This window comes from Streptomyces axinellae (assembly GCF_039532135.1).
GTDB lineage: Bacteria > Actinomycetota > Actinomycetes > Streptomycetales > Streptomycetaceae > Streptomyces > Streptomyces axinellae.
In genome coordinates this window covers 184,205-196,382 of the sequence record NZ_BAAARJ010000004.1, presented here as the reverse complement: position 1 = coordinate 196,382, position 12,178 = coordinate 184,205, and the positions used below count along the sequence as shown (strand labels likewise).

11 protein-coding genes and 2 pseudogenes are annotated in these 12,178 nt (G+C 70.6%); 5 read left to right on the top strand and 8 right to left on the bottom strand.

Going from position 1 to position 12,178, the window contains the following annotated elements; genetic code table 11:
- Positions 1–21: 21 nt before the first annotated feature.
- Complete coding sequence (locus ABD339_RS07360; RefSeq protein ID WP_344563410.1) at positions 22–555, top strand: DUF6624 domain-containing protein; 534 nt, start codon at positions 22–24, stop codon at positions 553–555.
- Between the two features lie 68 nt (positions 556–623).
- Here ABD339_RS07360 and ABD339_RS07355 read toward each other — a convergent pair whose 3' ends face one another.
- The 6 genes and pseudogenes from ABD339_RS07355 to ABD339_RS07330 form a co-directional block, all read right to left on the bottom strand.
- Entirely contained in the window at positions 624–1,586 is a 963-nt protein-coding gene (locus ABD339_RS07355) for a zinc-binding dehydrogenase (protein WP_344563408.1), read from the bottom strand.
- 72 nt (positions 1,587–1,658) lie between these two features.
- Positions 1,659–2,207 (bottom strand): annotated as a pseudogene (locus ABD339_RS07350) (Uma2 family endonuclease).
- A gap of 153 nt (positions 2,208–2,360) precedes the next feature.
- On the bottom strand, positions 2,361–3,272 hold the full coding sequence (locus ABD339_RS07345; RefSeq protein ID WP_344563406.1) for an LLM class F420-dependent oxidoreductase: 912 nt from the start codon (positions 3,270–3,272) through the stop codon (positions 2,361–2,363).
- Positions 3,273–3,670: 398 nt separating this feature from the next.
- Positions 3,671–4,432 carry an amino acid ABC transporter ATP-binding protein gene (locus tag ABD339_RS07340; RefSeq protein WP_344563794.1) on the bottom strand — a complete coding sequence of 254 codons (762 nt, stop codon included), beginning with the start codon at positions 4,430–4,432 and terminating at the stop codon, positions 3,671–3,673.
- A gap of 8 nt (positions 4,433–4,440) precedes the next feature.
- A complete protein-coding gene (locus ABD339_RS07335; RefSeq protein WP_425575917.1) occupies positions 4,441–5,394 on the bottom strand; it encodes an amino acid ABC transporter permease in 954 nt (317 codons plus the stop codon).
- A gap of 40 nt (positions 5,395–5,434) precedes the next feature.
- The gene (locus tag ABD339_RS07330) at positions 5,435–6,376 is read right to left on the bottom strand and encodes an ABC transporter substrate-binding protein (protein ID WP_344563404.1); all 942 of its coding nucleotides are present in this window, start codon (positions 6,374–6,376) and stop codon (positions 5,435–5,437) included.
- Between the two features lie 645 nt (positions 6,377–7,021).
- On the opposite strand from ABD339_RS07330, the gene ABD339_RS07325 reads away from it, so the two are divergent.
- Positions 7,022–8,218, top strand: a complete 1,197-nt coding sequence (locus ABD339_RS07325; protein ID WP_344563402.1) for an NAD(P)-dependent malic enzyme — start codon at positions 7,022–7,024, stop codon at positions 8,216–8,218.
- Between the two features lie 218 nt (positions 8,219–8,436).
- Here the strand turns inward: ABD339_RS07325 and ABD339_RS07320 are convergent, their stop codons facing one another.
- The gene (locus tag ABD339_RS07320; protein ID WP_344563400.1) at positions 8,437–9,222 is read right to left on the bottom strand and encodes a class I SAM-dependent methyltransferase; all 786 of its coding nucleotides are present in this window, start codon (positions 9,220–9,222) and stop codon (positions 8,437–8,439) included.
- Between the two features lie 100 nt (positions 9,223–9,322).
- On the opposite strand from ABD339_RS07320, the pseudogene ABD339_RS07315 reads away from it, so the two are divergent.
- Positions 9,323–9,787, top strand: a pseudogene (locus ABD339_RS07315) (ABATE domain-containing protein); the annotation flags it as partial.
- A 44-nt stretch (positions 9,788–9,831) separates the two neighbouring features.
- Here the strand turns inward: ABD339_RS07315 and sodX are convergent.
- Complete coding sequence (gene sodX, locus ABD339_RS07310; protein ID WP_344563398.1) at positions 9,832–10,353, bottom strand: nickel-type superoxide dismutase maturation protease; 522 nt, start codon at positions 10,351–10,353, stop codon at positions 9,832–9,834.
- 163 nt (positions 10,354–10,516) lie between these two features.
- Between sodX and sodN the strand changes: the two genes are divergently transcribed.
- Together sodN and ABD339_RS07300 are read left to right on the top strand one after the other, a co-directional pair.
- Positions 10,517–10,912, top strand: a complete 396-nt coding sequence (sodN, locus tag ABD339_RS07305; RefSeq protein ID WP_344563396.1) for a superoxide dismutase, Ni — start codon at positions 10,517–10,519, stop codon at positions 10,910–10,912.
- A 180-nt stretch (positions 10,913–11,092) separates the two neighbouring features.
- Entirely contained in the window at positions 11,093–12,037 is a 945-nt protein-coding gene (locus ABD339_RS07300) for a phosphotransferase (protein ID WP_344563394.1), read from the top strand.
- Positions 12,038–12,178 lie beyond the last annotated feature (141 nt).

The window sequence follows — 12,178 nt, the reverse complement described above, 5'->3', positions numbered from 1 at the left end:
CCCGTTCATAGGATGAACCGCATGACCGCAGACCCGGACGGCGACCTCGCCGCGTTCATCCACGAACTCCTCACCATGAAGGCCGAGGACGAGGCGACCTCGCGCAAGGCCAACAGCGAGAGTCTCACCGAGCAGCTGGCCTGGCGGCGGCTGACGGCACGCAACGGCGATCGGCTGCGCGCGCTGCTGGAAGCGCACGGCCGGTGGCCCGCAGCGGCGGAGGTGGGCGAGGAGGCGACGAGCGCGGCGTGGCTGGTGGCCCAGCACGCGGACCGGCAACTCGATGTGCAGCGGCTGGCGGTCAAGCTGCTGGAGCGCGCGGTCAAGGACGGCACGGCGGGGCCCGACGGCCGCCGCCAGCTCGCCTTCCTCCGCGACCGCCTCCACGTCAACACCGGCTTGCCGCAACGCTACGGCACCCAGATCCATGGCCTCACCGGCGACGGCACCCCGATCCCGTGGCCGATGGAGGACGAGGAGAAGGTCGATCTCTACCGGGCCAGGGCGGGCATTTCAGCCTTCGCGTCCTATACCGCCCCGCACGCTCCCGAGTAGCCGCGCCCCCTCCGCCTCCCCTGCCCCCCGCCTCCAAGACTGTCGGCGTCCCGAACCCGGCGGCGGCCTCAGAGCGTCAGGACGACCTTGCCGAACAGGTCTCCCTCCGCCATCTTCGCGAAGCCCTCGCGGGCCCGGTCCAGCGGCAGCGTCGAGTCGATGACCGGCCGTACGTTCTTGGCGGCGCAGAAGCTCAGCAGCGAGGCCAGCTCCTCCTTCGTCCCCATGGTCGAGCCGACGACCTTCAGCTCCAGGAAGAAGATCCGGTTCAGCTCGGCGGCGGACGGGTTGGTACCGCTGGTGGCACCCGAGATGACCAGGGTGCCGCCGGGCCGCAGCGACTTGACCGAGTGAGACCAGGTGGCGGCGCCCACCGTCTCCAGCACCGCGTCCGCCCTGCGCGGCAGCCGCGCCCCCGGCTCCAGCGCCGCCTCCGCGCCCAGGGCGAGCGCCCGCTCACGCTTGGCCTCATGGCGGCTGGTCGCGATCATGCGCAGCCCCGCCGCCGCGCCCAGCACGATGGCCGCCGTGGCCACGCCGCCGCCCGCGCCCTGCACCAGCACGGTGTCGCCGGGGCTCACCCCGGCGTTGGTGAAGAGCATCCGGTACGCCGTGAGCCACGCGGTCGGCAGGCAGGCAGCTTCCTGGAAGGACAGCTCCTTCGGCTTGGGCAGCACGTTCCACTGGGGTACGGCGACCCGCTCGGCGAAGGAGCCCTGGTAGCGCTCGGTGAGGATCGAGCGGGGCTCGCGGGGGCCGACACCGTGTCCGGTCTGGCCGATGACGGAGTGGACGACGACCTCGTTCCCGTCGTCGTCGACTCCGGCGGCATCGCAGCCGAGGATCATCGGCAGCGACTCCTCGCCGAGCCCGATCCCGCGCAGCGACCACAGGTCGTGGTGGTTGAGCGAGGCCGCCTTCACCGCCACCGTCGTCCACCCGGGCGGGACCCTGGGCTCGGGGCGCTCTCCGAGTTCCAGTCCGTCGAGCGGCTTTTCCTTGTCGATACGCGCAGCGTAGGCAGCAAACATGCCTCGACGCTACGCTGCCCCGCCACCGCCCCGACAGACCTTCCCGACCCAAGAAAAGCCCATGTCACACACTCAGCGCACGTACCTCTTGAACTCCTCGGTCTCCAGCGTGATCCCGACCGGTTCCGGCAGCGCGACCTGTTCGCCGAAGGCGACCGTGTGCGTATCGCGGTACCGGCCGTGCTCGGGGCCGCTGTGCACGGTGACGGTGCACTCGTCCCGGTCCACGAGCAGAGGGACCGGGATGCCCACGGCCGCGTAGGCGGCGGGCTTCTCCCGCCGGTCACGGCTGTCGGTGTCCCGGTCGTACGAGGTGACCTCCACGGTCATCAGCACGCCTTTTGCCTCCGACCACTACCCGTGCGCCGCGAAGTGCCCGTGGGGTGCCAGAACTCCGTCGGCCCGTGCCCGCCCCGTGCGGTGAGCCTCCACGATCAGGCCACGCCGCCCGTACAGCCACAGGTCCGGCCGCAGCTGCCTGCACCGGGTCAGCAGCCATCTGATGATCTCGCCGTGATCTCCGTCCGGCGCCTTCTTGACCCCGATCCGTCCACCGAGGAATTCCAGCGTGACGGTCTCGGGGGAGGCGGAGGCGATCGTCTCGAACTCCTCCACCTGCATCTGCGGTACCTGCTCCACCGCGTTCTGCCCGGTCCTGACCGGCAAGGTGCACCCCCTCCCTGTCCGGGACAGTCTCGGCCGCGCGTACGGCTTGTCGTACGGATAACCGGCGGTGACCGCCCATACGGGTGACAAGCGCCGCGGAGGCGGACCTCAGCCGGCGACCGGCAGCACCTCGGCCAGGGTGCGCCACTGCGGCAGGGGCAGGTCGATGCCGGTGTTCTCGGTGACGACCTGGAGTGCGACGTGGTCGGCGCCGGCGGCGTAGAACTCGTCCACGCGGGCGCGGATCTGTTCGGGCGTGCCCAGGGCGAAGACGGCGTCGATGAGCCGGTCGCTGCCTCCGCCTGCGAAGTCGGCCTCCTCGAAGCCCAGCCGCAGCCAGCTGTTGCGGTAGTTGGCGAAGCCCAGGTACATCGAGAGGTAGCCGCGCGCGGTGGCGCGGGCCGCGTCCCGGTCGCCGCCTTCCGGCAGGACGATCGCCTTGAGTTCGGGCGCGAGCACCGGGTCCGCGCCGAGGATGTCGCGGGCCTCGGAGGTGTGTTCGGGCGTCACGAGGTAGGGGATGGCGCCCAGCGAGCGCTCCTTGGCCAGCTGGAGCATCTTGGGGCCGAGCGCGGCCAGCGCGCGCTGCTGCGCCGGTACGGGGCGCGTCGCGCCGTCCAGCACGTCCAGGTAGCCGCGCATCGCCGAGTAGGGGCGGTCGGCCAGCGGGTGGTTCGCCCGGTGGTCGTTGCCGGTGGGCTTCTCGCCGTGGCTGACGCCGAGGCCGAGGAGGAAGCGCCCGTCGTGTTCGTCGTTCAACTGGGTGTGCCGTGCGGCCACCTGGGGCGCGGCGTGGTCCCAGATACTGAGGATGCTGGTGCCCACGGTGGCCTTGGTGGTCGCTTCGAGCAGCTGCTGCGCCATGTCGGGCGAGGGGCTGCCGCCGATCCAGAGCGTGCCGTAGCCCAGTTCCTCCAGTTCGGCGGCTGCCTCGCCCACCTGGCCGCGCCGTGCGGGGTCGTCCATGCGCAGGGCTGCGGCCCAGATGCCGATCTTGCCGAGTTGTGCGTTGTATGCCATGGCGGCCACAGCATCACATCCGCTCCCGCTATTCCAGCGACCCGTCCGCCGCGCTCCCGAGGGGCGGGGAGGCGGCCGGGAAACCGTCCTCCGGCCGGCCCCGCCCACCGCATGCACCATCCGGCAGAAGCGCCACCCGCCGGGCGGCCGGCGTGACGTCCGAGGGACACCGACCGACGCCACCCCGCGCCCGGGCGACCCGGCGCACAACGCGCCCGCCGCCCGGCCACCCGGCCACCCGGCCACCCGGCCACCCGGCCACCCGGCCACCCGGCGCACAACGAACCGGCCACCCGGCGAACCGCCGGGCCGCGCCGAATCCCCGCACCGCCGAACCCCGGCGTACCCGCGCACCCGCGCACACCCCCGAACCGGCGCCACGGGCGCCGATGGCGCCGCTACAGCACCTTCGACAAGAACGACTTGGTCCGCTCGTGGCGCGGATTGCCGAGTACCTCGCGCGGGTTGCCCGCCTCGACGACGACGCCCTCGTCCATGAAGACCAGCGAGTCGCCGACCTCGCGCGCGAAGCCCATCTCGTGGGTGACGACGATCATCGTCATGCCCTCGCGCGCCAGGTCCCGCATCACGTCCAGGACCTCGCCCACGAGTTCGGGGTCGAGCGCGGAGGTGGGCTCGTCGAAGAGCATCAGCTTGGGGTCCATCGCCAGGGCCCGCGCGATGGCGACGCGCTGTTGCTGGCCGCCGGACAGCTGCGCGGGATAGCTGCTCACCTTGTCACCGAGCCCGACCCGCTCCAGCAGTTGCACGGCGCGCGCCCGGGCCTCGGCCTTGCCGCGGCGCTTGACCTGGAGAGGGGCCTCCATCACGTTCTCCACCGCGGTCATGTGCGGGAAGAGGTTGAAGCGCTGGAAGACCATGCCGATGTCGCGGCGCTGTGCCGCCACTTCGCGGTCGCGCAGCTCGTAGAGCTTGCCGCCCTTCTCGCGGTAGCCGACCAGGGTGCCGTCCACGTACAGCCGCCCGGCGTTGATCTTCTCCAGGTGGTTGATGCAGCGCAGAAAGGTGGACTTGCCGGACCCCGAAGGCCCCACGATGCAGAAGACCTCGCCGGTGCGCACCTCCAGGTCGATGCCCTTGAGCACCTGCACGTGCCCGAACGACTTGTGGACGGCCTCGGCCTTGACCATGGTGTTCATGCTGTCGGTCATCCCGCCTGGGCCCCCGATCCGGTGCCCCGTCCGAAGGTGAAGAGGTTCTGCCGCGCCTTCTGCCACGGCGTGGCGGGCAGCTGGCGGCTGGTGCCGCGCGCGTAGCGGCGCTCCAGGTAGAACTGGCCGATGCTGAAGACGGTGGTGATGGCCAGGTACCAGATGGTGGCCACGAGCAGCAGTTCGACTACGGCGCTGGAGTTGTTGCCGATGTTCTGCGCCTTGCGCAGCACTTCCTCGTACATCACCACGGAGCACAGCGAGGAGGTCTTCAGCAAGTTGATGAACTCGTTGCCGGTGGGCGGCACGATGACCCGCATGGCCTGCGGCAGGACGATGCGGCGCATGTTCTGCGCCTGCGTCATGCCAAGCGCCTGGGACGCCTCGGTCTGGCCCTCGTCCACGGACTGGATCCCGGCGCGGCAGATCTCCGCCATGTAGGCGGCCTCGTTGAGGCCGAGGCCCAGCAGCGCCGCCATGAACGGGGTCATGACGTCGGTCATCTCGTCCTTGTAGATCGGCCCGAGGTTGAGGATCGGGAAGATCAGGGCGAGATTGAACCACAGCAGGAGCTGCACATAGACGGGTGTCCCGCGGAAGAACCAGATGTAGCCCCAGGCGACCGAGGAGGTCACCGGGTTCTTCGACATGCGCATGACGGAAAGGATGATGCCGAGCACCAGGCCCATGAGCATGGACAGCACGCTGACCACGATCGTGTTCCTGACGCCCACGAGTATCTCGTCGTCGAAGAAGAAGTCGCCGACGGCCTTCCAGCGCAGATCGGCACCGGCCACCGCGTTGACGAACAGCGCGAGGAGGGCGAGGACGAGCACGGCGGCGACATACCGGCCGTAGTGCCGCACGGGTATGGCCTTGATGGCCTCGGGCGCGCCGGACGACGGGCGGGGCGCGTCGTCGGCGGGCACCTTGTCGGTGGGTGTTTTCACGGGGCTTGCCTTTCAGCGTCCGTTCGGTGTGTCCGCCCGCTCAGGAACCGGCGTTGATCTTCGCTTCGTCCACTCCGCCGTCCTCGACGCCCCACTTCGCCAGGGCCTTCTTGTACGAGCCGTCCTTGATGACCGCGTTCAGCGCCGCCTTGAGGGCGTCGCGCAGCTGGGTGTTCTCCTTGGTGACGGCCATGCCGTAGGGGGCCGATTCCATCTGGTCGCCGACGACCTCGAAGTCGCTGCCGGACTTCGCGGCGTTCGCGGCGACGGGGAAGTCGGAGACGTCGGCGACCACGGCGCCGGTCTTCAGCCGCACCCGGGCCTCGTCGTCGGTGTCGTACGGCTCGACGTCGATCTTCTTCTTGCCGGCCTTGACGCACTTGTCCGTCTGCGCCTTGAGGATCTCGTGCGAGGTGGTGCCGCGCTGGGTGGCCACCTTCTCACCGCACATCTGGCCGACCTTGTCGACCTTTTCGGGGTTGCCCTTCTTGACCAGGATCGAGGAGCCGGCGGTGAGATAGTCGACGAAGTCGACGCCCTTGCCCGCCTTCTTGCCCTTGTCGTCCAGCCCCTCCTGACGGTCCTTGGTGTCCGTCATCGAGGACATGATCATGTCGAAGCGGCCGGTCTGCATGGAGGTGATCAGACCGTCGAAGGTGCCGTTGGTGAACTCGAAGCGCACGCCGAGCTTCTTGCCCATCGCATCGGCGAGATCGGGGTCGAGCCCGACGATCTTCGCGCCCTCCTTGTACTCCATGGGCTTGTACGCGGCATCCGTGCCGACCTTGACGACTCCGGCGTCGCGGATCTTCTTCGGCAGCTTGGAGGCCAGTTCCGCCTTGTCGCCGGAGCCCGAGCCGCCCTGGGCGCCGTCCGTCTGGTCGCCGCAGCCGGCCAGCAGCAGGGCACCGGAGACTGCGAGGGCTACGGGCACGATCCGGGCGCGGCGCACGGCCACACGTCGCGTGGGGCTTGCGGTCATGGGCGGGTCCTCCAGCAGATGAGGGAGTGGGCCATGGGTCGCGGGGCACACACCTTCGGATGTCGCGACCGTGTCCGAGGGATGAACGGATGAACGGATGGGGGGCATCTTGCCATCCGGACAGGTGGGAGCAGGGGGCCGATGAGGTCAAAATCGGATAACGGAACAGCGATTCCGATTACAGGGCACCGGCTGTTGCGTAAGGCCCCGTTCCCCTTCCTGTCCTTGTTCCCCTTCCTGTCTTTCCCCGGCCGCCTCCTGGTCTCTCTTCTCCTCGGGCGCGCGCCCGAGGAGGGACCGGTGCGCGGGCGTGCGGAACCGGTCGCCCCGCCCGGAGCGCAGCGCCCGCACGCGGTTGTCCCAGCCCGTGGACTTCCAGCAGGGGTCGAGCGCCTTTGCCCAGCATTCACCCGCGTTGGAGACCGCAGTGACCGGAAGCAGGTCGTCCCCGGCGGCCGTTGTCGGGTAGAAAGGTCGATTACACCCCTCACCCGGGGACCAGGGCGCGTGTGCGGCGCGCCCGGCGTCCGTACCTCCCTCCGGGCCGCGGCCAACCGCAGGCCCGGGAATCGGACGCGGTGCCCGCCCGTTCCTCACAACAGGGAGCGGTCACCCTCACACGATTCGACAAAGGGGTTCAACACAGTGGCAGCCGAGATCGTCAATCAGAAGGACGGCCTGGAAGAGAGCGTGATCGACCCGGCCTTCGCCCTGCACCGCGGCGGCAAGATGGCCGTGCAGGCGACCGTCCCCGTCCGCGACAAGGACGACCTGTCCCTCGCCTACACACCGGGCGTCGCCAAGGTGTGCAGCGCCATCGCCGACCAGCCCGAACTGGTCGACGACTACACCTGGAAGTCGCAGGTCGTCGCAGTGGTGACCGACGGCAGCGCGGTGCTCGGGCTGGGCGACATCGGCCCGGAAGCCTCCCTCCCGGTCATGGAGGGAAAGGCCATCCTCTTCAAGCAGTTCGGGGGAGTGGACGCGGTGCCGCTGGCGCTGGCCACCAAGGACGCGGACGACATCGTGGAGACGGTCGCCCGCCTCGCCCCCTCCTTCGGCGGGGTCAACCTTGAGGACATCTCGGCGCCCCGGTGCTTCGAGATCGAGGCCCGTCTCAAGGAGCGGCTGGACATCCCGGTCTTCCACGACGACCAGCACGGCACGGCCATCGTCACCCTCGCGGCGCTGCGCAACGCGGCGAAGCTGAACGGGCGCGGGCTGGGCGAACTGCGCGCGGTCATCTCCGGCGCGGGCGCCGCGGGTGTCGCCATCGCCCGCATCCTGGTCGAGGCCGGTATCGGCGATGTCGCCGTCTGCGACCGCAAGGGCGTCGTCTCCCGCGACCGCGACGACCTCACCGAGGTCAAGCGGGAGCTGGCGGGCTTCACCAACAAGGCGGCGCGTACCGGGTCCCTGGGCTCCGCGCTGGAGGGCGCCGACGTCTTCATCGGCGTCAGCGGCGGCACCGTGCCGGAGGAGGCGGTGGCGACGATGGCGGAGGGCTGCTTCATCTTCGCCATGGCCAACCCGAACCCCGAGATCCACCCGGATGTGGCGGCCAAGTACGCCTCCGTGTTCGCCACGGGCCGCAGCGACTACCCCAACCAGATCAACAACGTCCTCGCCTTCCCCGGCGTCTTCGCGGGCGCGCTCCAGGTCCGGGCGACGGACATCACGGAGGGCATGAAGCTGGCGGCGGCCGAGGCGCTGGCCGCGGTCGTCGCGGACGAGCTGAGCGCCGACCGTGTCATCCCCTCCCCCTTCGACGACCGCGTCGCCCCGGCGGTCACCGCCGCGGTGGCGGCAGCGGCCCGGGCCGAAGGCGTGGCCCGACGCTGATGAGGGGCCCGGCGCGGATGAGTGACCGGACGCGGTTGAAGGGCCCGGCTCTGGTCGAGTGCCCCGCCGTTGTGGCCTTGGTCGAAGAATCGCGCTAGCGCGCTCGTCCTCAATCGCCGGAGGGGCTGTGAACAGCCCGTCCGGCGATTGAGCACCCGGAGCGGCCGGAGTTCCAGTGCGCGAGCCCCCGGCCTCCTCAGCGCGGGGCCCCGCCCCGCTCAGCGCAAGCCGACGACCAGCCCGTCCGTGGGCGAAGCCCACACCGCTCGGGCCTCGGCGAACCCCGCCGCGCGCAGTGCGCCCGCGTGCCATTCCGCGTTCTGGAACTCCTCGCTGTTGTGGTCGTGCCGCACCTCGGCAGGGTTCCCGAACAGCTCGAACCGCTCCTGGGCGACCTCCCGCAGCGCGGGGTCCTTGGCCAGTTCCTGCCACCAGCCGCCCCAGTCGAGCGCCCCCTCCGCGCGCCGCCGCTCCCGCCCCCTCTCCTCGAAGAGGTGCACCGCCGCGTTGAGCCGTGGGGTGGACTCCTCGGGCATGTGGTCGGCGTTCATGAACACGCCGCCCTCCCGGACCACGCCGGCGAGCTGCCCGTACAGCTCCCGCAGGGGTTCGGTGCGCAGCCAGTGCAGCGCGGTGGCGGTCAGTACGGCGTCGAACGGGCCGCCGGGCAGCGCCGAGGGCCAGTCCGGGTCGCTCAGGTCGGCCGTGACGAACGTGGCGCGCGCGTCGTCGCGGAAGGAGCCGCGGGCGATGGCCAGCAGCGCCGGGTCGCGGTCGATCCCCACGGTCGTGGCCTTCGGCATCCGGCGGAGCACCCGGTCGGAGATACTGCCCGTGCCGCAGGCGAGATCCAGCACTCTCGGTTCGGGACCCACCACCGCCTCGACGACATCGAGCATCACCCGGAACCGCTCCTCGCGGTCGGGCATGTACCACTCCTGCTGCCGGTCCCAACTGCGCTGCCAGCCTTGCCAGTCGGCTTCGTTCGCTGCGTGGGTCGTCACAGTGCCCCCTTCGCGTAATACCCTCGGTTGGATTCAGCCATTACCGACGATAGAACGTCCGCCGTAAGGATCACAAGTGGAACTCAACTATTACTCCGATATGGCCGTGCGGCTGGTCAACACCGAAGAGCCCGAGCGCGGGGTGGACACGCTGACCTCGGTCGAGTCCGTGCGTGAGCTGTGCGGCGCCGACCAGGCCGTATCGCGCAAGGCCACCGAGGCGGACGTGGCCAGGCTCCGCGCCGTGCGCACCCGGCTGCGCGCCGTCTTCGCCGCCGCGTCGGAGGGCGATGAGGTACGCGCCGTCGATCTGCTCAACTCCCTGCTGATGGAGTTCCCGACCAGCCCCCAGATCTCGGGGCACGAGGTGCTGGACGACGACGGGCGCCCCCGCTGGCACATGCACCTGGCCGAACACCCGGCGAACGCGACGGCCGCCTACGCGGCGACGGCCTGCATGGGGCTCGCCTTCCACCTCACCGACCTGGGCGTGGACCGGCTGGGGATCTGTCAGGCCACCCCCTGCCGCAACGCCTACCTGGACACCTCGACGAATCGTTCCCGCCGCTACTGTTCGGACCGCTGCGCGACCCGGGCCAACGTGGCCGCCTACCGCGCGCGCAAGCGCCGGGAGAACAGCCCGGACAGCGCCCCGGAAGCATCGGCTCCGCCGCGCGGACGCCCGGGGCCGACGAGCGGACGCAGCGCCGAGACCGACCAGCGGGCAACCGAGGCCAAGGAGGGCTGAACGCCGCGCGGCGGACGCAGCCGCAGCCAGGCACGGGCCACGACCAGTTCGTCGGGCACCGCGCCGAACTCCCGGCTGTCGTTCATGACCAGCGGATTGTCGCCCCGTACCCACCAGCCGCCGGAGCGCCGCTCGACGGCGCGCTTGACGATGAGCAGATCGTGCTGGAACGGGTGCCGCAGCACCACGATGTCACCCGCGCGGACGGCCGCGCCGTAGGTGACCACCAACTGGTCCCCGGGCAGCAGCGTCGGCCGCATCGAGGGGTTGTAGACCTCCGCCAGACCGATCCGCTTCAGCGGCCCGCCGCGCCCGTCACGCCCCCGGCCCTCCGCAGGGCCGTCTTCCCGCGCACCCCGCGCACCCCGCGCACGCTCCGGCATTTTTCCGCCTCCGGTCCTCCGGACCGCGCCCCGGTCCGTTTACTCCAGCAGGTCCAGCCTGTCACTGGACTTTTGTCCTAAGCCCGTGGGGGCACACGCGAAAAGGCTTCCCACACGGAGTAATCTCGCACGTGAGAAGACGATCACGAGGAAGGACGGCTTTATGCTCTCCCGCCTGTTCGCCCCCAAGGTGCAGGTCAGCGCCCATTGTGACCTGCCGTGCGGTGTCTACGACCCGGCTCAGGCCCGGATCGAGGCCGAATCCGTGAAGGCCATTCAGGAGAAGTACCAGGCCAACGACGACCCGCACTTCCGTGCGCGCGCGACCACCATCAAGGAGGAGCGCGCCGAGTTGGCCAAGCACCACGTCTCGGTGCTGTGGAGCGACTACTTCAAGCCTCCGCACTTCGAGAAGTACCCGGATCTGCACCAGTTGGTGAACGACACCCTCAAGGCGCTCAGCACCGCCAAGGGCTCCACCGACCCGGCCACCGGCCAGAAGGCCCTGGACTACATCGCCCAGGTCGACAAGATCTTCTGGGAGACCAAGAAGGGCTGACCGGCCTCGGCCCCGCGTGACCCGCGATGCCTTGATCGTCCGGTCGCTCCGCCCGCACCCGGCCCACGGCGCCCTCGTACGGCGCCGAACGGCCGGGTGCGGTCTTTCCCGGGGCCGGCCGGGAGCCTCGGTCACTTATCCGGTGGCCGCGGCCGGCCACCACTGACTAACGTGCGCGGGGTGTCGTATGCGCCCCGTGAGCATGGTGGTCCTGGCCGTGACGCCTCACCGCGCGCCTGGGTCCGCGCGGACTTCTCCCTCCTGCTGACCGCGACCGAACGCGTCGGCCTCGGCGCCGACACCGCGGCCGAGGTCTGGCACGCGGTGGACGAGGACGGGCTCAGATACGCGGTCAAGTGGAGCGGCGGCGGCTCCCGCGCGGCGCTGCTGGTGCCCGCACTGCTGGCCGCGCGCGGCGTATCCGGTATCCCGGCCCCGCTCTCCACTCTCTCCGGCGCCCTGTGGAGCGAACGGGAGGGCCGCAGGCTGTCGGTGGTGCCGTGGGTCTCGGACGAGGGCGCGCTGGACAGCGGCCTGACGGAAGATCAGTGGCGGACCTACGGCACCCTGCTGGCCCGTACGCACGCCACCGTGCCGGACCCGGAGACGAGGTCGGCGCTGCCGCGCGAGGACCACACGCACGCCGCTGAGACCGCACAAGTACGTGCCTTCCAGCGAGCTTTAGCGCGGGCGGCTCCGGGCAGCGCCCACGGCTCCGGCTCCGATTCCGGCCTCGAATCCGCCGCCGCTGCCACTGCCTCCGCCGCCTCGGACACCGCCGAGGCGCTGCTCGCGGGCGCCGACGAGCTGTGCCGACGGCTGCGCGCCCGTGACCCCGCACCGGCCGTGCTGTGCCACGGCGACCCACATCTGGGCAACGTCCTGCTGCGCGAGGGCCGCCCCTGGCTGATCGACTGGGACGGCGCGGCCTTGGCACCGCCCGAGCGCGACCTGTTGTTCGTACTCGGTGGAGTATTGGCCTCCGCTCCGGTCCGCGTGCACGAACAGGCGTGGTTCTTCGAGGCGTACACCGCCGCCGGGGGCAACCTCGCACATCGACCCCGAGCGTCTGGCCTACTACCGCTGCCGCCGAGCCCTGGAAAACCTGGCGGGGCCCGCCGCTGAGGTACTCGACCCCAGGCGGCCCGAGCCCGAGCGCGCCGAGGCCCTGGCGATCCTGCGCGGCGTCCTCTCCGCCACCGGCCTGGCCGCCGACGCGCTGAGATCTCTCGACGAGACCGGCGCGCGGAGCGGCGCGGCGCTGTG

Excerpts from the sequence above, each read along its gene's own strand:
- ABD339_RS07345 (WP_344563406.1), bottom strand. The coding sequence starts at position 3,272 with ATGGCATACAACGCACAACTCGGCAAGATCGGCATCTGGGCCGCAGCC.
- sodX (WP_344563398.1), bottom strand. The coding sequence starts at position 10,353 with ATGCCGGAGCGTGCGCGGGGTGCGCGGGGTGCGCGGGAAGACGGCCCT.
- ABD339_RS07340 (WP_344563794.1), bottom strand. The coding sequence starts at position 4,432 with ATGAACACCATGGTCAAGGCCGAGGCCGTCCACAAGTCGTTCGGGCAC.
- ABD339_RS07360 (WP_344563410.1), top strand. The coding sequence starts at position 22 with ATGACCGCAGACCCGGACGGCGACCTCGCCGCGTTCATCCACGAACTC.
- ABD339_RS07330 (WP_344563404.1), bottom strand. The coding sequence starts at position 6,376 with ATGACCGCAAGCCCCACGCGACGTGTGGCCGTGCGCCGCGCCCGGATC.
- sodN (WP_344563396.1), top strand. The coding sequence starts at position 10,517 with ATGCTCTCCCGCCTGTTCGCCCCCAAGGTGCAGGTCAGCGCCCATTGT.
- ABD339_RS07355 (WP_344563408.1), bottom strand. The coding sequence starts at position 1,586 with ATGTTTGCTGCCTACGCTGCGCGTATCGACAAGGAAAAGCCGCTCGAC.